Raw genomic sequence first — 25380 nt, 5'->3', positions numbered from 1 at the left:
GGCATATATCTGACGGAATTCCAGGGATTGAGCGTAGCGAAAATGGCGGAGCTTCGCGGTGAGTTCAGGAAGGTCGGTGTTGAGTACCGTGTTGTCAAGAATACACTCATTAAGAAAGCGCTGAAGGATCTGGATGGAGCTGACAAGCTTGCCGCCGGTCTGAAAAGCACAACAGCTGTTGCATTCGGATATGATGATCCGCTTGCTCCCGCCAAAGTCATCAGGAAGTTCAGCAAAACCAATGAACTGCTGAAGTTCAAGATGGCAGCCATTGATGGAGTCGTTTTTGGAGCCGATTCGCTTCCAGCGCTCTCTGAAATGCTGACCAAGACGGAAAATGTCGGTCGTGCAGCCGGATTGATCAACAATGTTGTCAGTTCTGTGCCGATCGTTGTTAATGCGATTGCAAGGAACCTCGTATCGGTACTCGATCAGGTTGCCAAGCAGAAGCAGTAACGGTACAACCAAACTATTACGCACTCAAGAAATTATCATAATTGTAAATTAAACAAGAGAGGGGAATAATGTCTATCGAAACACTTGTAGAGGAAATTGGTAAGTTGACGCTCACAGAGGCTTCTGAACTGGTTAAGGCTCTGGAAACAAAGTTTGGCGTAAGTGCAGCTCCTGTCGCTGTGGCCGGTGTTGCTGCTGCCGCTCCTTCTGACGCTCCTGCAAAAGAAGAGCAGACCGAGTTTGACGTTGTGCTGACAGCAGCAGGCGAAAGCAAAATCAATGTTATCAAGGTTGTCCGTGCAATCACCGGTCTTGGACTGAAAGAGGCCAAGGATCTTGTTGACGGTGCACCGAAGACGGTTAAGGAAGCTGTATCGAAAGATGAAGCTGAAAAAATCGCCAAAGAGTTGAAAGACGCCGGCGCATCTGTTGAGTTGAAGTAATCTTTGAAAAGAGTCATTACTACAGCAAGCTCCGTTTCGATCTGAAACGGAGCTTTGTCCGTTTGTATAAGTTCTGTTGAGATGATAGTTCCTGTGATGATACGATTAAGATAAACCGGCTGTTTATGCGACCGGCAGAGTTTCTGTGGAGCTTTGTTCTGACTTAATCTGTAAGTAATTCATGCAATTGATAAAAGCGAGGTGCATGTGAAAGTGGCTGATGCGACAACACCCTGTATTGACTTTTCCAAAATCCAAAGTATAATAGAGCCGCCCGACTTATTAAAAGTTCAGTTAGATTCATTTCATAATTTCCTGCAGGATAGCGTTCCGCTCGCAAAGAGAAAGGATCAGGGCCTTGAAAGGGTTCTTCGCAGCGCTTTTCCTATTACCGATACCAGAGGGCTCTATCTGCTTGAGTATATCTCATACAGTTTTGACAAACCCAAATACACTGTTGAGGATTGTATAGAACGGGGTCTGACCTATGATGTATCGCTGAAAGTCAAGCTCAAGCTCTCCTACAAGGACGAGCCGGATGAGACCGACTGGAAGGAGACGATTCAGCAGGAGGTCTATCTCGGCAGAATCCCCTTTATGACCGAGCGGGGTACCTTTATTGTCAATGGTGCCGAGCGTGTTGTTGTTGCCCAGCTTCACCGCTCTCCGGGTGTGGTATTCAGTGAGGCGGTTCATCCGAACGGTAAAAAAATGTACTCGGCCAAGATCGTGCCTACCAGGGGATCATGGATCGAGTTCCAGACCGATATCAATAATCAGATTTTTGTCTATATCGATCAGAAAAAGAATTTTCTGGTCAGTGCACTGCTTCGTGCGATAGGCTTTACAAGGGACGAGGATATACTTGGTCTCTTTGACCTCGTTGAAGAGGTTCCTCTGAAAGCAGGCAAAAAGGAGCAGCTTGTCGGTCAGTATCTGGCTTCCGATATCGTCGACATGCAGACCGGTGAAGTTGTCAGTGCACGAACGGCGATCACGGAGGAGATCTTCGAGCAGATTCTTGCCGCAGGCTACAAGAGTGTCAAGGTGATGAAGAGCTTTGCCGGCGGTGACAAAGGCAAGGACAAGTCGATCATTATCAATACCATCCTCAATGACAGTTCAGCGACTGAGGAAGAGGCACTTGAAATTGTCTACGAAGAGCTCAGGGCCAATGAGGCGCCTGATATTGATGCTGCAAGAAGCTTCCTTGAGCGAACCTTCTTCAACCAGAAAAAGTATGATCTGGGTGATGTCGGCCGCTACAGGATCAAGAAAAAGCTCGGTCGTGAGTTTGAAGAGCTCGACACCTATCTGGCTGGCAAACCCGAGCTGAAGAAGCTTTCGGATACCATCTACGATAAAATTCTGCAGACCATTCAGTCCTTTTCCGATGAACCTGTCGGTGAGGATATTCTGGTACTGACGCATTATGATATTATCTCGGTTATCTACTACCTCATCAATCTTGTCAACGGCCTGGCCGAAGTTGATGATGTCGATCACCTTGCGAACCGTCGTGTTCGTTCGGTCGGTGAGCAGCTTGCCGCCCAGTTTGTGATCGGACTTGCCCGCATGGGCAAGAATGTCCGTGAAAAGCTTAATTCACGGGACTCCGACAAGATCGCTCCGGCAGACCTGATCAATGCAAGAACCGTTTCAAGCGTTGTATCAAGCTTCTTTGCGACCAGTCAGCTCTCCCAGTTTATGGACCAGACCAATCCTCTGGCTGAAATGACCAACAAGAGAAGGGTTTCAGCACTTGGACCGGGTGGTCTTACCAGAGAGCGTGCAGGCTTCGAGGTTCGTGACGTTCACTATACCCACTACGGAAGGCTCTGCCCGATTGAAACACCTGAAGGTCCCAATATCGGTCTGATCTCTTCGCTTTCGGTCTATGCGGAGATCAATGACAAGGGCTTTATCCAGACCCCCTACCGCGTTGTCGAGAAGGGTCAGGTAACCGGCACGGTGCTGATGCTTTCGGCTGAAGATGAAGAGAACAAGATCACAGTTCCGGTCAGCGTACCGCTTGACGCCAATAACCGGATCGCTCTTGAGACGGTTCAGGCCAGGACAAAGGGTGACTATCCCGTTGTTGCCGCCGAGGATGTCAACTATATGGACGTCTCTCCGGTTCAGATTGTCAGTGCGGCAGCGGCACTTATCCCCTTCCTTGAGCATGATGACGGTAACCGTGCACTGATGGGTGCAAACATGCAGCGCCAGGCGGTTCCGCTCCTCACCTCCGAAGCTCCGGTCGTTGGAACCGGTATGGAGGGCAAGGTTGCACGGGACTCCCGCTCGGTTATTGTTGCCGAGGGTACCGGTGTTGTTGAGGATGTTACGGCTGAATATGTACAGGTACGCTACGATATCAGTGTTGAAAATGATGTGCGCCTCTCGCTTCTTGATCCTGATGAAGGTCTTAAAACCTACAAGCTGATCAAGTTCAAGCGCTCGAACCAGGATACCTGTATCTCCCAGAAGCCGATGGTGCATATCGGCAACCGGGTTGAAAAAGGGTCGGTTCTTGCCGACAGTTCATCAACCGATCACGGTGAGCTGGCTCTTGGCAAAAATGTACTGGTAGCCTTCATGCCATGGCGTGGCTACAACTTTGAGGATGCTATCATTCTGAGTGAAAGGCTTGTCTATGACGATGTCTTTACCTCGATACATGTTCATGAATTTGAGGCTAACGTTCGCGATACCAAGCGTGGTGAAGAGCAGTTTACCCGTGACATCTACAATGTCAGTGAGGATGCGCTCAGAAACCTCGACGAGAACGGTATTGTCCGTCTTGGCGCCGAAGTCAAGGAGCGCGATATCCTGGTCGGAAAAATCACACCGAAAGGCGAGAGCGATCCGACACCGGAAGAGAAGCTGCTTCGTGCGATTTTCGGTGACAAGTCAAGTGATGTCAAGGATGCATCGATGCATGTGCCTGCCGGTATGAAGGGTATTGTCATCAAGACCAAGCTCTTCAGCCGCAAGAAAAAAGTCGGCATGGATGTCAAGGAGAAACTTGAGGCGGTTGACAAGCGATTTGACAGCAGAGAGTTTGACCTGCGCAGGCGCTTTGCCAAATGGCTGAAACAGCATCTTGAAGGCGCTGTATCAGTAGCAGTCAACAGCGACAAGGGTAAGGTTCTCATCGCTGAAGGCTCCGCGTTTGACGATGCGCTGCTTGCAAAATTCAGCAGCATGCCCTTCCTTGAGTCTATCGACTTCACCAGGGGGCTGACCGCTTCCGAAAAAGTGAACGACAATGTTCTGCGTCTTGTCAAGGAGTTCCGCTTCAAGCTGAAGGATCTGAGTGACGAGCGTGAAAACGAAAAATACAAGATCAATGTGGGCGACGAACTTCCTCCGGGAATTGAAGAGCTTGCAAAGGTCTATATCGCCCAGAAAAGAAAGATCCAGGTCGGTGACAAGATGGCCGGACGCCACGGAAACAAGGGCGTTGTCGGTAAAATTCTGCCGATTGAGGATATGCCGTTCATGGCCGATGGCACCCCGGTTGACATTGTGCTCAACCCGCTTGGTGTACCGAGTCGTATGAATATCGGTCAGCTTTATGAAACCTCTCTCGGATGGGCAGCCAAAAAGCTCGGCGTCAAGTTCAAGACTCCGATTTTCAATGGTGCAACCTATGAAGAGGTACAGCAGCAGCTTGAAAAAGCCGGTCTTCCGGCTCACGGAAAGGTCAGTCTGTTTGACGGCCGTACCGGCGAGCGCTTTGATGATGAAGTAACGGTGGGCTACATCTATATGCTTAAACTGAGCCATCTTGTCGATGACAAGATCCATGCCCGTTCAACCGGTCCATACTCGCTCATTACCCAGCAGCCGCTCGGTGGAAAGGCGCAGTTCGGTGGTCAGCGGTTCGGTGAAATGGAGGTCTGGGCTCTTGAGGCATACGGTGCAGCCAATATTCTCAGGGAGATGCTTACGGTCAAATCAGACGATGTGATCGGCCGTAACAAAACCTATGAGGCAATTGTTAAAGGCCAGAACCTGCCAGAGCCGGGTATCCCTGAATCATTCAACGTTCTTATCAGGGAGCTGCAGGGACTTGGTCTTGAGATTCGTATTGACGACAGGGTTCCTTAGTAATGTGTTTATTTGGCGTGTACATCATTAATGGACGTTAAAAAGAGTCGTTTAACAAGGAATATAGACTATGATTTTTTCACAGGGAGCATCGCCGCTTAAAGGTGATTTTTCAAGGATAAAGTTCAGTATCGCATCACCTGAGAGCATTCTTGCCCACTCAAGGGGTGAGGTACTCAAACCGGAAACAATCAACTACCGTACCTTCAAGCCCGAACGTGACGGCCTGATGTGCGAGAAGATTTTCGGACCTACCAAGGATTGGGAGTGCTACTGCGGCAAATACAAGCGCGTTCGCTATAAAGGGATCATCTGTGATCGCTGCGGCGTTGAAGTCACCACCAAAAGTGTCCGCAGGGAACGCATGGGTCATATCTCCCTTGCGGTGCCTGTTGTGCATACCTGGTTTTTCCGTTCGGTTCCGAGCAAGATCGGCGCACTGCTTGATCTCTCTACCAAGGAGCTGGAGAGGATCATCTACTATGAGGTCTATGTGGTGATCAATCCCGGCGAACCCGGAGAGAAACAGGGGATCAAGAAGCTTGATCGTCTGACCGAAGAGCAGTATTTCCAGATTATCACCGAATATGAAGATAATCAGGATCTTGACGATACCGATCCTGACAAGTTTGTTGCCAAGATGGGCGGAGAGGCAATTCATCTCCTCCTCAGAAATATTGATCTCGACACCACAGCGGTGCATCTGCGCAAGGTGCTCAAGGAGAGCAGCTCCGAGCAGAAACGGGCCGATGCGCTCAAGCGTCTTAAAGTTGTCGAGGCGTTCAGAAAAAGTTACGAACCGCACAAGAAGAGCCGCAAAAAACCGCAGGGGCTTTTCCCTGAGGACGAGTTGCCGGAACCCTATGTCTATGAGGGTAACAAGCCGGAATATATGGTGATGGAGGTTGTCCCCGTCATCCCTCCGGAACTTCGCCCGCTTGTTCCGCTTGAGGGTGGACGGTTTGCCACGTCAGATCTCAACGATCTCTACCGCCGGGTAATCATCCGGAACAACCGACTGAAGAAGCTGATCGATATCCGCGCTCCCGAGGTTATTCTCCGTAATGAAAAGAGAATGCTGCAGGAAGCGGTTGATGCACTCTTTGATAACTCCCGCAAGGCCAACGCTGTAAAAACCGGTGAGTCCAACAGGCCGCTGAAGTCGCTCTCCGATGCCCTGAAGGGCAAGCAGGGCCGCTTCCGCCAGAACCTGCTTGGAAAACGTGTTGACTACTCCGGTCGTTCGGTTATCGTTGTCGGTCCTGAGCTGAAGCTGCATGAGTGCGGTCTGCCGAAAAGTATGGCAATCGAGCTCTTCCAGCCCTTTGTTATCCGCCGTCTTGTTGACCGCGGCATAGCCAAATCGGTCAAATCAGCCAAGAAGCTGATCGATAAAAAGGATCCTATTGTCTGGGATGTGCTTGAAAAGGTCATTGACGGTCGTCCGGTACTGCTCAACAGGGCTCCTACCCTCCACCGTCTCGGTATCCAGGCCTTCCAGCCGGTGCTGATCGAAGGCAAGGCAATCCAGATCCATCCGCTCGTCTGTACGGCATTCAACGCTGACTTTGACGGTGACCAGATGGCTGTGCATATTCCGCTTTCGCAGGAGGCGCAGCTTGAAGCATCACTGCTCATGCTTTCGTCACATAACCTTATTCTGCCGCAGTCCGGAAAACCGGTTACCGTTCCTTCACAGGACATGGTACTCGGCATGTACTATCTGACCAAGTCCCGTCCCGGAGATTTCGGCGAGGGGCAGATATTCTACAGTGCTGAAGATGTGCTGATTGCGCACAATGAAGAGCGCGTAGGGCTGCACGCCCAGATCTTTGTCCAGTACTCCGGCCAGATCGATCAGAAGTTCGATCCGATCCGTGTGCTTGATACCCTTGTTGAACCGAAGACGGAAAAGAATATCTGGCTTAAAGCACAGATTGAAAAGAAGGCCATGCTGCTGACTACCGTCGGCAGGGTTATCTTCAACCGTCATGTACCCGAAGAGATCGGATTTATCAACCGCGTTATCGATAAGAAGGTTGCCAAGGAGCTGATCGGAAGACTGAGCAGCGAAGTCGGTAACGTTGAGACCGCCAAATTCCTTGACAATATCAAGGAGGTCGGTTTCCACTATGCCATGAAGGGCGGTCTCTCGGTCGGTCTTTCCGACGCCATTGTGCCGGATACCAAGGCCAGGCATATCAAAAGTGCGCAGCGTGACAGCACCAAGGTTGTCAAGGAGTACAATCGCGGAACCCTGACGGATAACGAGCGCTACAACCAGATTGTTGACGTCTGGCAGAAAACCTCCAATATCGTTGCCGAGGAGTCCTACCAGAAGCTGAAAAAAGATCGCGAAGGTTTCAATCCGCTCTATATGATGCTTGATTCCGGAGCCCGAGGCTCCAGGGAGCAGGTGCGTCAGCTGACCGGTATGAGAGGTCTTATTGCCCGTCCCCAGAAGTCGATGTCGGGTCAGCCGGGTGAGATCATTGAAAACCCGATTATCTCGAACCTCAAGGAGGGTCTTACGGTTCTTGAGTACTTCATCTCTACGCACGGTGCCCGTAAGGGTCTTTCCGATACATCGCTGAAAACAGCCGATGCCGGTTACCTGACCAGAAGGCTGCACGATGTGGCTCAGGATGTTATTGTTACGATGGAGGATTGCGGAACCACCCGCGGACTCTATGTCCATCGCAATATTGAGGAGGAGACCAGCGGTCAGATCAAGTTCCGTGAGAAGATCAAGGGACGTGTTGCCGCCCGCGATATTGCCGATACCCTCAACAATACGGTGGTTGTCCGCTCCGGAGAGATCATAACGGAGGAGCTGGCCGAGCTGATTCAGGAGACCGCCGGTGTCGAAGAGGCGGAGATCCGTTCGGTTCTCACCTGTGAGGCCAAGATCGGTATCTGTTCCAAGTGCTACGGCACAAACCTTTCGGTACACGAAATTGTAGAGATCGGAGAGGCTGTCGGCGTTATTGCCGCGCAGTCGATCGGTGAACCTGGAACACAGCTTACGCTTCGTACCTTCCACCAGGGTGGTACGGCGCAGGGCGGTATCTCCGAAACCGAGACCAAGGCATTCTATGAAGGCCAGGCTCAGTTCGAGGATATCAAAAGTGTCCAGCACAGCGCAATCAACGAAGATGGCGTTGAGGATATCCGCTCGATTGTTATTCAGAAAAACGGCAAGATCAATATTGCCGATCCTGAAACCGGTAAAATTCTCAAGCGCTACCAGGTTCCGCATGGCGCGCATCTCAACTGTGAAAACGGTTCACTGGTCAAAAAAGATCAGGTGCTCTTCAGCAGCGAACCGAACAGTACGCAGATTATTGCCGAACAGCCTGGATTTATAAAATTTGCCGATATCGAGAAGGGTGTCACCTACAAGGAAGAGGTTGATCCCCAGACCGGTTTTGCCCAGCACACCATTATCAACTGGCGTTCGAAGCTGAGAGCGACAGAGACCAGAGAGCCGCGCCTGCTCATCGTAGATGAAAAAGGCGAGGTTAAAAAGACCTATCCGGTTCCGATCAAGTCCAACCTCTATGTTGAGGATGGCCAGAAGATCGTTCCGGGTGATATCATGGCCAAGGTTCCGAGAAATCTTGATCGTGTCGGCGGCGATATTACCGCCGGTCTGCCGAAGGTTACCGAGCTGTTTGAGGCCCGAATTCCTACCGATCCCGCGATTGTTACTGAAATTGACGGCTATGTCAGTTTCGGTTCCCAGCGCAGAAGCAGCAAGGAGATCAAGGTCAAGAACGACTTTGGTGAAGAGAAGGTATATTATGTACAGGTTGGTAAGCATGTGCTTGCCAATGAAGGTGATGAGGTCAAGGCCGGCGATCCGCTGACCGATGGAGCGGTATCACCACAGGACATTCTGAGGATTCAGGGTCCCAATGCCGTACAGCAGTATCTGGTCAACGAGATCCAGAAGGTCTACCAGATCAATGCCGGTGTTGAGATCAATGACAAGCATCTTGAGGTTATTGTGCGCCAGATGCTTCAGAAGGTACGGGTTGAAGAGCCCGGCGATACCGAGCTGCTGCCCGGTGACCTGATTGACCGGAGTGCCTTTATGGATGCCAATGAAGGTGTTTCCGAAAAGGTCCGCATTACCGAGAAAGGTGATGCTCCGGCCAGAATTCAGGATACCCAGCTCCACAAGATGCGTGACATTGCCAAGCTTAACCGTGAGCTGCGCAAGAACACCAAAACCATGATCGCTTTTGAGCCGGCCCTTCAGGCGACCTCTCATCCGGTTCTGCTTGGTATTACCAGTGCAGCACTACAGACCGAGAGTGTTATTTCGGCCGCATCGTTCCAGGAGACCACCAAGGTTCTGACCGATGCAGCAGTTGCCGGAAAGGTTGACTTCCTTGCCGGACTGAAAGAGAACGTCATTGTCGGCAAGCTTATCCCTGCCGGTACCGGACTGAAAAAGTACAAGGCTATCAAGCTGACCGGAGATGGTCAGGATACTCCGGCAGTTGCTGAGAGTGTTGATGGTGAAGCAGTAACGGCCTCTTCTGAAGTGTAGTCCGGAAGGATTCGAGGCATAGCAATAAAAAAGGGAGATGCGAGTCTCCCTTTTTTATTGTCCGTTTTTTTACTCGCCTACTTCTTTTCGAAGCGGAAGGTGTCCAGAAAGCTGGTATCAAAGTCACCGCTCTGGAAGACCGGAGCGTGCATGACCTGCTTGTGGAACGGTATGGTGGTTTTCACTCCGACAACAATAAACTCGTCAAGCGCGCGGGACATCCTTGCGATGGCTTCATCACGGGTGTGAGCGGTCACGATCAGTTTGGCGATCATGGAGTCGTAGTTGGAGGGGACAACATAGCTTGCATAGGCGTGTGAATCTACCCTGACGCCATGTCCGCCGGGGGTATGAAATACCTGGAGCTGACCGGGAGAGGGGCGGAACATATGCTCCGGATCCTCGGCATTGATGCGGCACTCAATGGAGTGGCCTTTCGGTGTGAATTGTCTGTTCTCGATCGATTCACCGGCAGCAATTTCGATCTGCTCGCGGACAATATCGACATCGTAGCGCTCTTCGGTTACCGGATGTTCAACCTGGATACGGGTATTCATCTCCATGAAGTAGAAGTCGCGGTGTTTGTCGAGCAGAAACTCGATGGTACCGGCACCCTCATAGTTGATTGCCCGTGCCGCAGCTACAGCGGCATCACCCATTTTTTTTCTCAGTGCATCATCAACCGCCGGTGAAGGGGTCTCCTCAATAAGCTTCTGGTGACGGCGCTGGACCGTACAGTCGCGCTCACCGAGATGGATGGTGTTGCCATGCTGGTCGGAGAGAATCTGGATCTCGACGTGGCGGGGATTTTCCAGATACTTCTCGATATAGACACCGCTGTTGCCGAAAGCCTGCTCGGCTTCACTGCGTGCGGTATTGAGGGCTTTTTCAAGCTGGCTCTCCTCGGTCACAACCCTCATGCCCTTTCCGCCGCCACCGGCAGTAGGCTTGATAATGACCGGATAGCCGGTTTTTTTAGCGGTCTCTATTGCCTGTTTCAGATCGGTGACCAGACCGGGGCTTCCGGGAACAACAGGGACACCGGCGGCAATCATGGTTGATTTGGCCGTATTTTTGTCACCCATCTGGTTGATCATTTTGGCCGTAGGACCGATAAACTTGATATTTGCAGAAGCACACACCTCGGCAAAATCGGCATTTTCAGCAAGGAAGCCGTAACCGGGATGAATGGCATCGGCATTGGTCACCTCAGCCGCTGCAATGATCCGGGGAATGTTCAGATAGCTCTCCCGTGAGAGAGCCGGTCCGATACAGACCGCCTCGTCAGCGTATTTGACATGGATTGATTCAGCATCAACTGTTGAGTAAACAGCAACCGTACTGATCCCCATTTCGCGACAGGTCTGCATAATACGCAATGCAATTTCGCCGCGATTTGCTACAAGTATTTTCTTGAACAAGGCTGTTTTTGATCAAAGATTATGGTTTAACCCGGAACAGGGGCTGGTTGTACTCGACAGCCTGTCCGTTTTCAACAAGAATTTCAACAATTGTGCCGGAAACTTCCGCCTCAATTTCGTTCATCAGCTTCATGGCTTCAATAATGCAGAGAACATCTCCTTTTTTAATAGTGTCGTTAACAGCAATAAATGCCGGTGAATCGGGAGAAGGAGATTTATAGTAGGTGCCGACTATCGGTGAGCAGACATCGACAAGGCCGGAGATCGGCTCATTGGTCACTGCTGCAGGTGCCGGAGCTGCCGTCTGAAGAGGAGCTGCGGTTGAAGGAGCCGGTGCGGCAGGTGCGGCGACTGCCGGAGCAGAGGGCTGCACTACTGCTGAAGAAAAACGTCTGAGGGTAACTTTAAAATCCCCCTCCTCAATAATGGTTTCCTGAAGATCCGAGCTATTGACGATCTCAATAAGCTGCCTGATTTCGTTAAGGTTCATGATGATGCTACTTAAGGATTAAACGCTTTTCCTGTTAAATCGATTAAAGACCATTACTTTTTTACTCTTTCAATATACTCGCCGGTGCGGGTGTCGACGCGAATCACGCTGCCGATCTGGATGAACATGGGGACGTTGACCTCTGCTCCGGTCTCCACAATTGCCGGTTTGGTGCCGCTGGTTGCCCGGTCATCTTTTGATGCGGGGCTGGTTTCCGTCACTTCCACTTCAACAAATGTAGGAAGTTCCACACTGAGAATCGCGCCATCATCGGAAAAGACAATTGTTACGGTGATGCCATCTTTCAAAAAACGCGACCCGGAGCCGATGGTGAGCTCAGGAACATTGATCTGGTCAAAAGTGTTGTTGTCCATCATGACATAATCAGTGCCATCCTGATAGAGGTACTGATACTGTTTGCGTTCAGTTACGATCACATCTACGGATTCACTCGCACTGAATCGGAATTCAACGTTGCGTCCTGTTTTCAGGTTTCGCATGTTTGCCTGGTAAAACGCACGGAGGTTTCCCGGTGTACGGTGGACAAGACTCTCTATGCTGTGCGGTTCGCCCTTGAAACGGATTATGGAGCCTTTTGATACGTTACTGATTGAAATCATAAGACGGATAAAATATATCTTGCTTGGTTAGGTTTTTTTAATCAAAAGAGCTTAAATATAACACAGCGCGTGACGAATACAAACCGCCTGCAAAGCAATGGCTTATAAAGCTAAAAAGCCATTGCAAGTTTGTAAGGTACTGTTTAAATTCACGTAATTGGTAACGTTGATAAAAAAGCTGATTATTACCTTAACAATAATAAATATCTCCTATGTCAAAAGCTGAGTTAGTCGAGAAAATTGCCGAGCAGGCCAATCTGACCAAAGTCGATGCCGAGCGTGCCGTCAATGCTTTTATCAATGTTGTAACAGGATCCTTGAAGCAGGGTGATGATGTTACTCTTGTCGGATTCGGAACATTTACAACTGGTGACAGGGCTGAACGGCAGGGCCGTAATCCCCAGACTGGTGCAGCTATTACCATCTCTGCGAAAAAAGTTGTAAAATTCAAGCCGGGTAAAGCTTTGAAGGAAGAGGTCGGCGGTTGATTCTGAAGGTTTTGATTTCTGCTATCTTTTAAAGCCCATCATGAGCCTCCGCTTCCTGATGGGCTTTTTTTATCACTATTACTCTGCCCCATGGCTACTAAAGTTGTCCTTGATTTTGAAAAACCGGTTGTTGAGCTTGAAACCAAACTCAACGAAATGCGTGAGTGTCTCAGAAGCAGTGCGAGGGAACAGGCGCCGTCAGAAACCGGAGTACTCGCTCATGAGATTGAGGCTCTTGAACTGAAAGTTGACGCGCTTCGTCGCTCGATCTACAAAAATCTGACACGCTGGCAGAAGGTGCAACTTGCCCGCCATCCGGAAAGACCATACACGCTCGACTATATCTATACGATGACCAATGGCTTTGTAGAGCTTGCCGGTGACCGCCATTTCAGTGACGACAAGGCAATTGTCGGCGGTTTTGCCCGGATTGAAGATAGTGCGTCAGGTTTTTCCCAGCCGGTCATGATTATCGGTCATCAGAAGGGTCGTGATACCAAGAGCAATGTTTACAGGAATTTCGGTATGGCCCAGCCTGAAGGGTACCGCAAGGCACTGCGGCTGATGAAACTTGCCGAGAAGTTCCGCAAACCGGTCATTACCCTGATCGACACCCCCGGAGCCTTTCCCGGTATCGAGGCCGAGGAGCGGGGGCAGGCGGAGGCAATTGCCCGGAACCTTTTTGAGATGGCGAAGCTGACCGTCCCGGTTATCTGCGTTATTATCGGAGAGGGCGCAAGCGGCGGCGCTATCGGCCTTGGCGTAGGAAATCGTATTCTTATGGCTGAAAACAGCTGGTACTCGGTGATCTCACCTGAAAGCTGCTCCTCCATTCTCTGGCGAAGCTGGAACTACAAGGAGCAGGCGGCTGAAGCCCTGCAGCTGACGGCACCGGATCTTCTGGCACAGGGAATTATCGACCGTATTATTCCCGAACCTGTTGGCGGAGCCCATACCGATCCGGAAGCGATGGCCGCAACCCTGAAGGGTATGCTGATTGAGGAGCTGACCGCTCTTTTAAAGCAGGAACCCGGAGAGCTTGTCAACGACCGGATAGAGAAGTTTGGTGCCATGGGTGAATGGAACGAAGAGTAGAGGCGATCCTGTGTGATCGCCCTTTTTGGCGATATTAATCTTCGTCCTTGCTGTCCCTGAAGTCCTTTTGGTCCTTTGTGATTTAAGAGAAATGAGAAAAGCCGGCTGCTGCCGGCTTTTCTGTTGTCATGCTGTCGAAAGGGTTACTTGATAACGTAGGAGTTGTCACCCTTGAGCAGATCTGCAAGCGTGCCTGCGCCGTTTTTCTGGGCGTCGCGAACCTGCTCGGTGAGAGCATCTTCATAGGTTACACGATCCTCGGCATAGAGCACACCGATCGGACGCGGCAGGGCACCTTCCGAATCCGGATCGGTATCGGCAAAGCGGGCAAGAATGGAAGCCTTGTTGATATCCGTTTCGTCGTGAATCCAGAGGTCGGCAGCTGAGACTCCCCCCTTCTCCAGATCAACCACAACCGGCTTGAAGCCGTCAAGACGGATCCCCTTCTTCTGGTCCTTGCCGAAAAGAAGCGGTTTGTTTTGTTCCAGATAGATGGTGTTCTCAGCCTTGATGTCGGCGTTGGCAAAGGCATCCCAGGCGGCATTGTTGAAAATAGGACAGTTCTGATAGATCTCCACCAGAGAGGTTCCCCTGTGCTGTGCGGCACGCAGGAGAATGGAGCGGAGGAATTTTCCGTCCTTGTCAAACGCTCTTGCAAAGAAGGTTCCGCCGGAACCGATGGCAAGGGAGGCCGGGTTGAAGGGGTGATCGATCACGCCTGCCGGGGAGGTAACGGTTCTCAGCCCGAGTTTTGAAGTCGGAGAGTACTGTCCTTTCGTCAGACCGTAGATCTCGTTGTTGAAGAGAATGACGTTCAGATCGGGGTTTCTTCTCAGGGTATGAATGAAGTGGTTGCCGCCGATCGAGAGCGCATCGCCATCCCCGGTTGCTACCCAGACACTCAGGTCCGGGCGGGCGGCTTTCAGGCCGGTTGCCATCGGCAGGGCTCTTCCGTGAATACCGTGAATACCGTAGGTTGCCATATAGTAGGGCAGACGTGAGGAGCATCCGATACCCGAGACAAAGGCGATGTTTTCAGATGAAACACCAAGTTCAGGCAGTACACTCTTGATCTGCTGCAGCACAGCATGATCACCGCAGCCGGGACACCACTTCGGTTCCTGGTTCGATGCGAAATCCTTTGCTGTAAGCGTTGTTGTTGGATTGATATCGGTCATTATTAAAGCTCCTTTATAAGATCGGTGATTTTAGCCAGAATTTCCATCTCATTGAACGGCAGTCCCTTCACTTTGCTGAAGCCGACAGGCTCAATCAGGAAGGTGTCACGGATAATGTGGACCAGCTGTCCGTTGTTGTTCTCTGGTATCAGCACCTGTTTGTAGTTGCCGAGGATCTCCTTGAGGTTTTTCGGGAAAGGATTGATATAGCGAAGGTGAGCATGTGCAACGCTGTATCCCTTCTCGATTGCCTGATCGACCGCAGTTTTGATAGCGCCGTAGGATGAACCCCATCCAAGCACAAGCAGGTCTCCTTTTTCAGCTCCGTTGTCGAGCGTCTGAAGGGGAATGGTGTCGGCAATACGGGCGATCTTCTCGGCACGGAGTTTGGTCATCAGCTCATGATTGTCCGGGTCGTGCGAAACGTTGCCGGTCTCATTCTGTTTTTCAAGACCGCCGATCCGGTGCTCAAGTCCCTTGGTTCCGGGGATTGCCCATGAACGGACAAGATTCTCATCGCGCTTGTAGGGCAGGTAGGGCGGATCTTCAGGTTTTCTTGGAGCGTGGATGCGTGGTTTGATCTCGGCGAGATTGTCGGGGGACTCAACGGCCCATGGCTCAGAGCTGAGGGCAAGATAGCCGTCGGTAAGGCAGATAACCGGGGTCATATGCTCAACGGCAAGTCTTGCGGCTTCATAGGTGGTATAGAAGCAGTCAACCGGCGAAGAGGCTGCAACAACCGGCAGCGGAGCCTCACCGTGACGGCCGTACATGGCCATGAAGAGGTCGGACTGTTCCGGCTTGGTTGGAAGACCGGTTGAAGGTCCACCGCGCTGCACGTTGATGACAACAAGCGGGATCTCCATGATAACAGCAAGTCCGAGCGCTTCGGTTTTCAGGGCAAGACCGGGACCGGAGGTGTTGGTTGCGGCAAGCGCACCACCGAAAGCGGCGCCGATGCTGCTGCAGATACCGGCAATTTCATCCTCTGCCTGGAAAGTTTTGGCTCCCCACTTTTTCATTTTGGCAAGGTTCTGCAGAATCTCTGTTGCCGGTGTGATCGGGTATGAGCCGAGGAAGAGCTCAAGTCCGGACTTTTTGGCGGCTGCAGCAAGGGCTATGGCTGCGGCTTCATTGCCGGTTACACGGCGGTAGGTGCCATGCTCTTTTTCCGGGGGAATATCGAAGCGGCCGATGTTTGCAAAGATTTCGGTCTCATCGCCGAAGTAGTAGCCGGCTGTTACAGCCTTGATGTTGGCATCGGCAATCAGCGGTTTTTTGCTGAACTTGCTCTTCAGCATCTCAACCGTTCCTTCGTAGGGGAGGTTGTAGAGCCAGTAGAGCAGACCGAGAATAAACATGTTTTTACAGCGGTCAACCTCCCTGCTGGAGAGGCCGCTATCTTTCAGGGCTTCACGGGTAAGCTGCTGAACGGGAACAGGAAAAACGGTGTAGTTGGAGAGAGAGCCATCCTCAAGAGGATTAACTCCTGCGGGATAACCGGCAAGCTTCAGGTTTTTTTCATCAAAACCGTCAGTACCTGCAATGATAATACCTCCCTGGTGAAGGTTTTGCAGGTTTGCCTTGAGAGCAGCCGAGTTCATGGCAATCATGACGTCAAAAAGCGCGCCCGGAGTATAGACAGGCTTGCTGCCGAACTGGAGCTGGAAGCCTGATACGCCGGAGATGGTGCCGGCAGGGGCCCTGATTTCAGAGGGGAAGTTCGGAAAGGTGTTCAATTCCGACCCGCGAACAGCCACTGTGTTGGCGAACTGGGTACCGGTCAACTGCATTCCGTCGCCGGAGTCTCCTGCAAAAAGCACGGAAACACTGGCTTTGGAGGTCACATTGACCGTTTTTGTTGTAGTTTTTGAATCAGTCATGGGCCCTGTTAATTACTTTTCGAAGTTGGTAAATAGCAAAAAAACCCGCACCAATGAGCATCGCTAAAGGGAGCTCATTGAGTTGTTATCTTTGGTGAAATGTATCCCGGAGGGTAAAAAGAAGACAAAAAATTCCCACTACAGTCTTCTGCAATAAAAAATATACGTGACAGAGCGGGTTAAAACAAGCGTTCGGGTGTTTTAATCAGGTTTTTTTTCTATCACGATGTTATTCTCTTTCAGATATTTCTGCCACTCCTGCTCCCGGCGGATCGGGCAATCGGGTGCCAGATCACAGAAATCATGGCGCTGCATCCCGTAGATCTGCTCCATCCAGCAACCGCTGTCACTTTTGGAGACCTCATTGACATGATTGGGATTGGCCCGCATGATCCGCTCCGAAACATCGAGGAGCTCCTTGATATCCTTGCGCTTCTGTTCGTTTTCAACTCCCCAACTCATACGCACTCCTTGTTGTTACTGGCAGGAATTACCGGGCTGTTGATTCCCGAAATTAACAATGGTTTAATATAAATCTTTTTTGAAAAGAAGAGAGCTTTTCGGACTGGTTCAAGGGAGCCCGCAGGTGTGGAGGAGATGAGGAAGGAAATGGACGGAGTGGACGGGGGAATGGTGGACAGAAGTGGACGTTAGTGGACAAGAGGGAAGAGATGTTGAATTCTGAATTCCGGATTTTGGATTAATCTTCTTCATTGTTCCTCCTGAACTCCTTTTGGGCCTTTTTTTTGTCGGGGCCCCAAAAAAGAGTAACTTTGGGGCCGAAAGCGGCAACCGTTCTGCATGCAGCAGTATAACGGCAGGTATTGCAACAAGATTAAATTTTCTATGAATTCCAGGGAAATCAGGCAATCTTTTTTGGATTTTTTTGCTCAAAAAGGTCATACAATCGTTCGTTCAGCACCGGTTATTCCGGCAGATGATCCTACCCTGCTCTTTACCAATGCAGGTATGAACCAGTTCAAGGATGTCTTTCTCGATAAAGGTACCCGCCCCTACAACCGGGCCGCCGATACCCAGAAGTGTATCAGGGCTTCCGGCAAGCACAACGACCTTGAGGATGTCGGTCGCGACACCTACCACCACACCTTTTTCGAGATGCTCGGCAACTGGTCGTTCGGTGACTATTATAAGAAAGAGGCGATAACCTGGGCGTGGGAGCTGATGACCGGCGTTTGGAAACTTCCGGCTGACCGCCTCTATGCAACCGTCTATCAGGATGACGACGAGAGCTTCCAGATATGGAAGGATCATACCTCCATCTCTCCTGAACATATTCTCCGCTTCGGCGACAAGGACAACTTCTGGGAGATGGGTGAAACCGGTCCCTGCGGCCCCTGCTCCGAAATTCATATTGATCTTACCGATGACGCTTCAGGCAAAAGCCTTGTGAACGTCGGCGACTACCGGGTAATCGAGCTCTGGAACCTGGTTTTCATCCAGTACAATCGTCAGAGTGACGGCCGCCTTGAGCCGCTGCCGAACAAACATGTTGACACCGGTATGGGCTTTGAGCGCGTCGCTGCGGTGATGCAGGGGAAATCCTCAAACTACGATACCGACGTTTTCAAACCGCTCTTTGACCGCATTACTGAAATTACCGGAGTGCGGTACGGCGCATCAATGGATGAGCCGCACGATATTGCCATGCGGGTTATTGCCGACCACGCCCGTACCCTCACCTTTGCCCTCTCCGACGGCGCCATGCCCTCCAACGAAGGGCGCGGCTATGTGCTCCGCCGAATTCTCCGGCGTGCACTCCGCTACTCCAAAAATCTCGGCTATAACGAACCGATTCTCCACCAGCTTGTCGGCACGCTTGCCGACTCTATGGGTGACGTTTTCCCCGAGCTGAAGAAACAGCGCGATACGGTGAGCAAAATCATCCGCTCCGAAGAGGAGAGCTTTATTGTTACCCTTGATCGCGGAATCGAGATTTTCAACGATGTGGTTTCGAAAGTCCGCTCTGCAAAAGGAACGGTCATCAAGGGTGTGGATGCCTTCAAGCTCTATGATACCTACGGCTTTCCCTTTGATCTCACCCGCCTTATGGCTTCGGACGAGGGGTTGCAGGTTGACGGCGAGGGGTTTGAGCACTGCATGCAGGAGCAGAAAACCCGTGCACGGGCAGACCGCAAGGAGAAGCATCAGATTGAGGAGGACGGTTCACAGTGGCTCTGGTTCAGCGATCAGCACGCCACTTCTTTTGTTGGCTATGAGCAGCTTGAGCTGCCGGTGCGCATTATTGCCTGCAAGCATGCCAAAGAGAAGCTGCTCATCCTGCTCGACAAAACTCCCTTCTACGCCGAGAGCGGCGGACAGGTTGGCGACCGGGGGTGGATAGAGACCGCCAGCTACCGCCTGCAGGTAACCGACACCGTCAAGGATGGTGACGCCATTGTGCATGTTGTTACCGCAGCCTTTGACAAGATTCTTGACACCGCAGTCAACCCCGCCGATCTCACGATTGATGAGGGGCAGCTCAGTGCGGAGGCTTCGGTTGACCACCATATTCGCCAGGATACCGAGAGGAACCATACTGCCACCCACCTCCTGCATGGAGCGCTGCGCCGCATTCTCGGCCAGCATGTGCAGCAGAAGGGGTCATACGTCAATCCGGAACGGCTTCGCTTTGATTTCAGCCACTTCTCCAAAATGAGCGATGCTGAAATTGCCAGGGTTGAGGCTTCGGTGAACGAAGAGATCCGTCGGGCCGAAGAGGTTCAGAAGCATGCCGATATCCCCTATGATGATGCAATTGCCAAAGGCGCCCTCGCCTTTTTCGGCGACAAGTATGCCGACCTGGTCAGGGTGGTTGAAGTTCCCGGTATCTCGGTTGAGCTCTGCGGTGGAACCCATGTGGATAATATCGGCCGTATCGGTCTTTTCAAGATTGTCAGTGAATCCTCGGTTGCTTCGGGTGTGCGCCGTATCGAGGCGTTGACCGGCAAAAGTGCCGAAAAGCTGCTCTGGCAGGAGTACGCCGAACTCCAGCAGATTCGCCAGCTTCTCAAAGCAAAGGGTGATGAGCCGGTTGCATCAAGGATTGTCGAGTTGATGGATGCCAGAAAAGAGCTTGAGAAGGAGCTGCACGAGATCCGTATCGGCTCCCTGCTCCAATCGCTTTCGGTTGACCTTCAGTCTGCCCCCGAGGTTTCGGGATGCAAGTTGCTCGCAAAGGTTGTTGAAGGGGCGGATGGTGACGCGCTTCGCAGTGCAGGCCTTGCCCTGCGTGAAGCGGTGCCCTGTGCTGCCGGACTTCTCTGCAGCGTGCAGGACGGAAAGGTTTCGCTCGCTGTTTTTGCCTCCGACAAGGCAGTCAAAGAGCTTGGCATTGATGCCGGAAAACTTATTCGTGAAGTCGCCCAGCATGTGCAGGGCGGAGGCGGAGGCAAACCCGAGTTCGCCACCGCCGGAGGAAAGAATCCGGATGGAGTTAACAAGGCGCTCGAAGCTTTCACCACCGCGGTCAAAGCTCAGCTTGGGTAGAGAGCAATATTTATAATCAGGTGCAGCGGTTAATTGTTATGAAAGGTTGGATGTTCAAGCCCCGGAGGGGCGAAATATTGGTAGCGCAGTCCCAACGAAGTTGGGGCTGGGGCAGAATAGCGAACACCACCAAATCCCGACGCAGTCGGGACGGAGTAAATTAATAGCTGTACCCTTATGCGCGTTTTTGACTGTCTCTCAGGTAGCTGCACTCGGCCTTCGTGTGACGGCTGTATCTTCCGGCCTGTCCGTTCACTGCGCATAGCGCTCAAGTCGCGTGCGATCGAGAAAAGTGATGAGACCGCCGACGCTCCGGTCGGGAGTTGGGAGCGCTCTGAACCGGTAACCCCGATTCAGAGGCCAACGCCCCAGAAAGAGGCTTCTTCGAAAAAACGGAAGCGGCTGCTTGCTCCGAGAGAGGAGATAGCCTGGTTTCCCGTCATCAAGCCGGAACTCTGCAACGGCTGCGGCGACTGCAAGGTGCTCTGCAAACCCGGCGTCTTCGAGCTTGGAGAGCCCGACCCCGCTGGCATCCACCGCCCCAAACTGATTGTCGCCCATCCATACAACTGCCTCGTCCTCTGCAACCGCTGCGTCCCGATCTGCACCTCCGGCGCCATTATTCTCCCCCCGAAGGAGGAGTTTGAGAAGTACATAGAGTATATTGATTGACGTAGGGGCGATCCTGCGTGATCGCCCTTCTGAAGAAAAAGAAAGTGGACTGAGTGGACGGGGGAGATGGTGGACAGAAGTGGACGTGTGTGGACAAGAGGAAAAGATTTTTGATTAATCTTCGTCATTGCTGTCCCTGATGTCCTTTTAGTCCTTTTTATTCTCTCCGGGGCAGGGCATGACAGACAGAATAATTCCTCTTTTAGCCCCGGAGGGGCGCAATGCTGGCAGACAGGATAGAACGTGAATAAACCAAAAAAGCGCAGGTTGCTTGTTCCGAGAGAGGAGATTGCGTGGTTTCCGGTGATTGATACGGAGGCGTGTAACGGTTGCGGTGACTGCGAGAGCTTCTGCCGCCCCGGAGTCTTTTCGCCCGGTGAGAAGGTCGGCCCCAAGCGGCCGAAGATGACCGTCTCCAGCCCCTATAACTGCGTTGTGCTCTGTGAACGGTGTGCGCCCAAATGCACCTCGGGAGCCATTACACTCCCTGACTCTGAGGATTTTGAGCGGTTTGTGGAGTACGTGGAAGCGTAACCGAGAGGTCGTCGCGGTCCCTGAATCCCATCAGATAGAGAATGGCGTCAAGTCCGAGTGTTGATATCGCCTGCTTTGCGCTCTCCCGCACAATCGGTTTTGCCCTGAAGGCGATACCGAGCCCCGCCTTGCCAAGCATCGGCAGGTCATTGGCTCCGTCACCGACCGCAATCGTCTGTTCCAATCGAATGTTCTCCTTCTGTGCAATCAGTTCAAGCAGATCCGCCTTGCGCTTGCCGTCAACCACCTGCCCGAGCACCTTCCCCGTCAGTTTGCCCTCGATGATCTCAAGGGTGTTGGCATAGACGTAGTCGATGTTGAGCTTTTTCTGGAGGTAGTGGCCGAAATAGGAGAATCCGCCGGAGAGAATGGCGGTTTTGAACCCCAGGTTGTGCAGGTTGTGAAAGAGCGTTTCCGCCCCTTCGGTGAGCTGGAGCCGTTTGGCTATGGTCTCAAGCACATGCTCGTCAAGCCCGTTCAGCAGTGATACCCTCCGCTGGAGGCTGCCGGTAAAGTCGATCTCCCCGCGCATTGCCTGCTCGGTTATGGCTGCAACCTCTGCTCCTACTCCCGCTTCAATGGCCAGCTCGTCAATCACTTCGGAGGTGATGAGGGTGGAGTCCATATCAAAAACCACAAGGCGGCGGTTGCGGCGGAAGATGTTGTCCTCCTGGAAGGCGATGTCGATACCGAGGCTGTCGGTAATGGCAAGCATCTCTTCGCGGAAGCGGTTTTCGTTCTGCACGGTTCCGCGCATGGAGAACTCCACGCACGCCTTGGTGTGTCGGTCGGCTTCAAGGGGAATACGCCCCGAGAGGCGGTTGATGGTGTCAATATTGAGGCCGTGGGAGGCGATGATGGATGATACCCGTTCAAGGTGTTCGGCGGTAATGCGTCTGGCGAGCAGCGAGAGCAGGTGGCGCGGCTTGCCCTGTTCATGCACCCAGTCGTTGTATTCGATGTCGGTAACGGGGGTAAAGGTGATCTGTATGCCGAGCGTATGAGCGCAGAAGAGCAGATCCTTCAAAACGGGAGAGGATGCGGACTCCTTGGGTACTTCAACCAGCATGCCGAGCGAGAGGTGGTTATGGATAACCGCCTGACCGATATCGAGCACCGGCACTTTGTAGCCGGAGAGGATCGCAGTGATTTTCGACGTCAGACCCGGCTTGTCCTGGCCTGTAATATTGATCAAGAGAAGCTCGCTCATTGTAGCCTGGTAAGGTTATGCGCACCGGTCGCGGTATCAACAAAACATTATATCGCAATACGTTGATACTCTTGCCCGACACTCAGCAAAAACATCAATCAAGATAGTGTTGTTTTCCGAACCTTCAAAAATAGGGGGAGATAGCTGGCGCGCAATTTTAGGGGTGGCATTCCAGGTGCTCCGGTAATATTTTCGAGTGAGGGAGTTATGTGCGCAAAATTTACGTATTTATTGGTATCCCTGCGTTTTTGGCACAGCAGGAGTTTCTGGAATGGTTGCAGAATGTTATCATAAATGCTAACTTTCTGTTCATGGCTTACGATATCGAATATTTCCATCCGAAGATCATGGAGGATATTGCTCGTTGGCCAACGAGCATTCGGGCGGACTATGCCCGTATAATCGAATTATTGCTGGAGTTCGGGCCGAATCTCAGAATGCCTCATTCAAAAGCTATGGGAAATGGTCTGTTCGAACTCAGGGCACGGGGAAAAGATGGCATCGGAAGATCATTCTATTGTTTTGTAAAGGGCAAGCGGATAGTGATTCTTCACGCATTTATCAAAAAGAGAGAGGCTACGCCGAAACAGGAACTGGAAACAGCTCGAAAACGCATGAAAGAGGTTCAACATGGATAATCTGACCTACAAGCCGGTTGCACATGATCACGAGAAGTTTCTTCGTGAAGCAAAAAAAGATGAGGTTTTTCTAAAAGAGTATGAAGCTTTGGCTCCTGCATATGCTTTTGTCAGGGAGCTGCTGCTGGCTCGTCAGCGCTCCGGGCTGACCCAGGAAGCGATTGCCAGCAAAATTGGCACCACAAAGAGCGCAATATCCCGTCTGGAATCGGGGGGTAAACATATCCCCTCCATAACCACGCTGAGAAAATATGCAGAAGCTCTCGGTTGCGAGCTCGAAATTAAGCTCGTCCCGAAAAAACAGAGCACGAGCACCTCCTGAACCTTGCCCCGCCGTGCCTTCCGACCAGTCTGAATCACTCCATCTTTTACTGCCGGGTCACTTCCCCGGTTATTCTTTCGGGCCATTCGGATTTGCCGAAGAATATTTACTGAGTCATGAGCCCACCCAAACTCCCCCCGCAATTATCGTTGTTTTCCGAACCTTCAAAAATAGGGGGGGATGAGCGACAATTGATCTCTTTATCTTGAACTTTTTGTATTTGCGGGAAATACCTATAATATTACAGTAATTAAGGGAGGTGTTATGCTGATGGAACTTTCCTGCTATTTCTGAACCAGGTCGATTAGTCTAAACTTTAAAATTTGTCAGATCAACACGAGAACTCTTATGGATACCAAGGTGACAGAAGAAAAAGCAGAAAAAGAAACGCGCAAAAATAAGCAGCGGTTAAACCAATCTGATGTACCAGCGTATTCACTTGAACACGCACTTCGAGTACCTAGCGCGCTTTTTGAGAATTATGCTTGTAAGTCAACGAAACCTATTGATGTGGCTGCCGCCATGGATCTGCTTCCTACGTCCTCACAATTTAGGATGCTCACTGGTTCAGCAATAGCGTATGGTCTTACAGACGGAGGTGCGCAGTCTCAGGAAATAGGCCTGACGGACTTATCAAAAAAGATTTTGCAGCCGCTGGAAGAAGGGCAGGATCTTGCAGCAAAAAGAGAATCGCTACTAAAGCCTTGAGTGATTGGCGAATTCTTGAACAAGTATGATGGGGCTCCTCTTCCAAAGGATCAAATTGCTCAAAATGTACTTAACAGTATGGGTGTTCCTAACGACAGAGCTTCTGATGTCCTATCCATGATATTGGAAGGAGCGGAAGGGTTGGGTTTAATTACTGAAATAAAAGGCAAGAAATACGTGAATTTAAGCCCGTCAAAGCTGTCATTTAAAGCATCGCTTCCCGTTGTTGATGAAGCTCATTACGAAAATGATGAAGACGATCATATTGAAGAACTGGTTAAGCAAGATCGTGTATCTCCTCAGAATCCCATCCCTGTTACACCAGCACAAAACAATAAAAAAGTGTTTATCACCCATGGCAAAAATAAGACTTTTATCGAGCCAATTAAAAAGCTACTGAGCTTTGGAGAGATGGAGCCTGTTGTCTCAGTCGAAAAACAGTCAGTTTCTCAGCCTGTCCCTGAAAAAGTAATGCATGATATGAGGGAGTGTGGTGCTGCAATCATTCATGTAGAAGATGAGCTTACTCTTCTTGACAAAGATGCCAAAGAGCATGTGATGCTAAACCCAAACGTATTAATAGAAATTGGAGCTGCCATGGCCCTATACAAAAAACGATTTATACTTATCGTAAAAGAAGGTGTTAAGTTACCGAGCAACCTACAAGGCCTGTATGAGGTTCGGTATTCAGGTGAAGCTATGGATGGAGAGGCAACTATAAAACTTCTTGAAGCAATTAACGCAATGAAAGCAGAAAAATAAATTTAACAAGTCCATAATGCTAAACTGTGAAGTATATCGACTATGGTTCGTCAGTTGTAAAAAAACATAACAGCAAAATTATCGCCGAAACCTCTGAAGGTGAAATGGTACTTCACAAATAAAATATTACTAATTGGCGAGTTATGGATAAAAATATCTTGCTGAGTGATTAATGAGGGCTTTGGAAACACTCATACAATGATGATAAGTGGTGGGGCAAGTATGGAAAGCAAAGGGGCTCTGATAAAGGAGAAATAAAAAAAGATTGCCCAACATTCA

At 51.0% G+C, this 25380-nt stretch carries 20 protein-coding genes; 13 read left to right on the top strand and 7 right to left on the bottom strand.

The window, feature by feature from the left end; genetic code table 11:
- From rplJ to rpoC, 4 genes are all read left to right on the top strand, one after another.
- Nucleotides 1–456, top strand: a 456-nt coding sequence (gene rplJ / locus CFERDRAFT_RS05110; RefSeq protein WP_006366139.1) for a 50S ribosomal protein L10, incomplete at its 5' end; no start/stop codon positions are given.
- Between the two features lie 68 nt (nt 457–524).
- Nucleotides 525–899 (top strand): 50S ribosomal protein L7/L12, encoded by a 375-nt coding sequence (gene rplL / locus CFERDRAFT_RS05105; protein WP_006366138.1) that lies wholly within the window; start codon nt 525–527, stop codon nt 897–899.
- A gap of 213 nt (nt 900–1112) precedes the next feature.
- Entirely contained in the window at nt 1113–5015 is a 3903-nt protein-coding gene (gene rpoB / locus CFERDRAFT_RS05100) for a DNA-directed RNA polymerase subunit beta (protein WP_006366137.1), read from the top strand.
- A 70-nt stretch (nt 5016–5085) separates the two neighbouring features.
- Nucleotides 5086–9573, top strand: a complete 4488-nt coding sequence (gene rpoC / locus CFERDRAFT_RS05095) for a DNA-directed RNA polymerase subunit beta' (RefSeq protein WP_006366136.1) — start codon at nt 5086–5088, stop codon at nt 9571–9573.
- Nucleotides 9574–9650: 77 nt separating this feature from the next.
- Here the strand turns inward: rpoC and accC are convergent, their stop codons facing one another.
- From accC to efp, 3 genes are read right to left on the bottom strand one after another with little or no spacing between them, the layout of a single operon-like run.
- Nucleotides 9651–10994 carry an acetyl-CoA carboxylase biotin carboxylase subunit gene (accC, locus tag CFERDRAFT_RS05090; RefSeq protein WP_006366135.1) on the bottom strand — a complete coding sequence of 448 codons (1344 nt, stop codon included), beginning with the start codon at nt 10992–10994 and terminating at the stop codon, nt 9651–9653.
- A 19-nt stretch (nt 10995–11013) separates the two neighbouring features.
- A complete protein-coding gene (gene accB / locus CFERDRAFT_RS05085) occupies nt 11014–11484 on the bottom strand; it encodes an acetyl-CoA carboxylase biotin carboxyl carrier protein (protein WP_006366134.1) in 471 nt (156 codons plus the stop codon).
- 53 nt (nt 11485–11537) lie between these two features.
- Nucleotides 11538–12104 carry an elongation factor P gene (gene efp / locus CFERDRAFT_RS05080; RefSeq protein WP_006366133.1) on the bottom strand — a complete coding sequence of 189 codons (567 nt, stop codon included), beginning with the start codon at nt 12102–12104 and terminating at the stop codon, nt 11538–11540.
- Between the two features lie 212 nt (nt 12105–12316).
- Between efp and CFERDRAFT_RS05075 the strand changes: the two genes are divergently transcribed.
- Both CFERDRAFT_RS05075 and CFERDRAFT_RS05070 read left to right on the top strand, forming a co-directional pair.
- The gene (locus CFERDRAFT_RS05075) at nt 12317–12592 is read left to right on the top strand and encodes an HU family DNA-binding protein (protein ID WP_006366132.1); all 276 of its coding nucleotides are present in this window, start codon (nt 12317–12319) and stop codon (nt 12590–12592) included.
- A gap of 90 nt (nt 12593–12682) precedes the next feature.
- Nucleotides 12683–13687, top strand: a complete 1005-nt coding sequence (locus CFERDRAFT_RS05070; protein ID WP_006366131.1) for an acetyl-CoA carboxylase carboxyltransferase subunit alpha — start codon at nt 12683–12685, stop codon at nt 13685–13687.
- A gap of 143 nt (nt 13688–13830) precedes the next feature.
- Here CFERDRAFT_RS05070 and CFERDRAFT_RS05065 read toward each other — a convergent pair whose 3' ends face one another.
- From CFERDRAFT_RS05065 to CFERDRAFT_RS05055, 3 genes are all read right to left on the bottom strand, one after another.
- Nucleotides 13831–14865 carry a 2-oxoacid:ferredoxin oxidoreductase subunit beta gene (locus CFERDRAFT_RS05065; RefSeq protein WP_006366130.1) on the bottom strand — a complete coding sequence of 345 codons (1035 nt, stop codon included), beginning with the start codon at nt 14863–14865 and terminating at the stop codon, nt 13831–13833.
- 2 nt (nt 14866–14867) lie between these two features.
- Nucleotides 14868–16748 carry a 2-oxoacid:acceptor oxidoreductase subunit alpha gene (locus CFERDRAFT_RS05060; RefSeq protein WP_006366129.1) on the bottom strand — a complete coding sequence of 627 codons (1881 nt, stop codon included), beginning with the start codon at nt 16746–16748 and terminating at the stop codon, nt 14868–14870.
- Nucleotides 16749–16949: 201 nt separating this feature from the next.
- On the bottom strand, nt 16950–17210 hold the full coding sequence (locus tag CFERDRAFT_RS05055) for a hypothetical protein (protein WP_006366128.1): 261 nt from the start codon (nt 17208–17210) through the stop codon (nt 16950–16952).
- 384 nt (nt 17211–17594) lie between these two features.
- Between CFERDRAFT_RS05055 and alaS the strand changes: the two genes are divergently transcribed.
- From alaS to CFERDRAFT_RS12045, 3 genes are all read left to right on the top strand, one after another.
- On the top strand, nt 17595–20255 hold the full coding sequence (gene alaS, locus CFERDRAFT_RS05050) for an alanine--tRNA ligase (RefSeq protein WP_040433194.1): 2661 nt from the start codon (nt 17595–17597) through the stop codon (nt 20253–20255).
- 177 nt (nt 20256–20432) lie between these two features.
- Complete coding sequence (locus CFERDRAFT_RS12460; RefSeq protein WP_006366126.1) at nt 20433–20927, top strand: 4Fe-4S dicluster domain-containing protein; 495 nt, start codon at nt 20433–20435, stop codon at nt 20925–20927.
- A gap of 243 nt (nt 20928–21170) precedes the next feature.
- A complete protein-coding gene (locus CFERDRAFT_RS12045) occupies nt 21171–21461 on the top strand; it encodes a 4Fe-4S dicluster domain-containing protein (protein WP_006366124.1) in 291 nt (96 codons plus the stop codon).
- Here the strand turns inward: CFERDRAFT_RS12045 and serB are convergent.
- Nucleotides 21406–22671 carry a phosphoserine phosphatase SerB gene (gene serB / locus CFERDRAFT_RS05040; RefSeq protein WP_006366125.1) on the bottom strand — a complete coding sequence of 422 codons (1266 nt, stop codon included), beginning with the start codon at nt 22669–22671 and terminating at the stop codon, nt 21406–21408. The two genes, CFERDRAFT_RS12045 and serB, sit on opposite strands and share 56 nt — an antisense overlap.
- A gap of 209 nt (nt 22672–22880) precedes the next feature.
- Between serB and CFERDRAFT_RS05035 the strand changes: the two genes are divergently transcribed.
- The 4 genes from CFERDRAFT_RS05035 to CFERDRAFT_RS05020 all read left to right on the top strand — a co-directional run bounded on the left by CFERDRAFT_RS05035 (nt 22881) and on the right by CFERDRAFT_RS05020 (nt 25101).
- A complete protein-coding gene (locus CFERDRAFT_RS05035) occupies nt 22881–23309 on the top strand; it encodes a type II toxin-antitoxin system RelE/ParE family toxin (RefSeq protein ID WP_232209761.1) in 429 nt (142 codons plus the stop codon).
- Nucleotides 23302–23631, top strand: a complete 330-nt coding sequence (locus tag CFERDRAFT_RS05030; RefSeq protein ID WP_006366122.1) for a helix-turn-helix domain-containing protein — start codon at nt 23302–23304, stop codon at nt 23629–23631. The genes CFERDRAFT_RS05035 and CFERDRAFT_RS05030 overlap by 8 nt, the downstream gene beginning before the upstream one ends.
- Nucleotides 23632–23979: 348 nt before the next feature.
- Nucleotides 23980–24339, top strand: coding sequence for a hypothetical protein (locus tag CFERDRAFT_RS05025; RefSeq protein ID WP_040433193.1), 360 nt, complete (start codon nt 23980–23982; stop codon nt 24337–24339).
- A gap of 15 nt (nt 24340–24354) precedes the next feature.
- Nucleotides 24355–25101, top strand: a complete 747-nt coding sequence (locus CFERDRAFT_RS05020; RefSeq protein ID WP_156778003.1) for a TIR domain-containing protein — start codon at nt 24355–24357, stop codon at nt 25099–25101.
- The last annotated feature ends 279 nt before the right edge of the window (nt 25102–25380 follow it).

This window comes from Chlorobium ferrooxidans DSM 13031 (assembly GCF_000168715.1).
Taxonomy (GTDB): Bacteria; Bacteroidota; Chlorobiia; order Chlorobiales; family Chlorobiaceae; genus Chlorobium; species Chlorobium ferrooxidans.
This window is presented reverse-complemented; position numbering and strand designations above follow the sequence as displayed.

What these genes read in the sequence shown, in the direction of transcription:
- CFERDRAFT_RS05075 (WP_006366132.1), top strand. Translation starts at nt 12,317, where the DNA reads ATGTCAAAAGCTGAGTTAGTCGAGAAAATTGCCGAGCAGGCCAATCTG.
- CFERDRAFT_RS05030 (WP_006366122.1), top strand. Translation starts at nt 23,302, where the DNA reads ATGGATAATCTGACCTACAAGCCGGTTGCACATGATCACGAGAAGTTT.
- rplL (WP_006366138.1), top strand. Translation starts at nt 525, where the DNA reads ATGTCTATCGAAACACTTGTAGAGGAAATTGGTAAGTTGACGCTCACA.
- alaS (WP_040433194.1), top strand. Translation starts at nt 17,595, where the DNA reads ATGAATTCCAGGGAAATCAGGCAATCTTTTTTGGATTTTTTTGCTCAA.
- efp (WP_006366133.1), bottom strand. Translation starts at nt 12,104, where the DNA reads ATGATTTCAATCAGTAACGTATCAAAAGGCTCCATAATCCGTTTCAAG.
- rpoC (WP_006366136.1), top strand. Translation starts at nt 5,086, where the DNA reads ATGATTTTTTCACAGGGAGCATCGCCGCTTAAAGGTGATTTTTCAAGG.
- serB (WP_006366125.1), bottom strand. Translation starts at nt 22,671, where the DNA reads ATGAGCGAGCTTCTCTTGATCAATATTACAGGCCAGGACAAGCCGGGT.
- CFERDRAFT_RS05055 (WP_006366128.1), bottom strand. Translation starts at nt 17,210, where the DNA reads ATGAGTTGGGGAGTTGAAAACGAACAGAAGCGCAAGGATATCAAGGAG.
- CFERDRAFT_RS05065 (WP_006366130.1), bottom strand. Translation starts at nt 14,865, where the DNA reads ATGACCGATATCAATCCAACAACAACGCTTACAGCAAAGGATTTCGCA.
- CFERDRAFT_RS05060 (WP_006366129.1), bottom strand. Translation starts at nt 16,748, where the DNA reads ATGACTGATTCAAAAACTACAACAAAAACGGTCAATGTGACCTCCAAA.
- CFERDRAFT_RS12460 (WP_006366126.1), top strand. Translation starts at nt 20,433, where the DNA reads ATGCGCGTTTTTGACTGTCTCTCAGGTAGCTGCACTCGGCCTTCGTGT.
- accB (WP_006366134.1), bottom strand. Translation starts at nt 11,484, where the DNA reads ATGAACCTTAACGAAATCAGGCAGCTTATTGAGATCGTCAATAGCTCG.
- CFERDRAFT_RS05025 (WP_040433193.1), top strand. Translation starts at nt 23,980, where the DNA reads ATGGATACCAAGGTGACAGAAGAAAAAGCAGAAAAAGAAACGCGCAAA.
- CFERDRAFT_RS05070 (WP_006366131.1), top strand. Translation starts at nt 12,683, where the DNA reads ATGGCTACTAAAGTTGTCCTTGATTTTGAAAAACCGGTTGTTGAGCTT.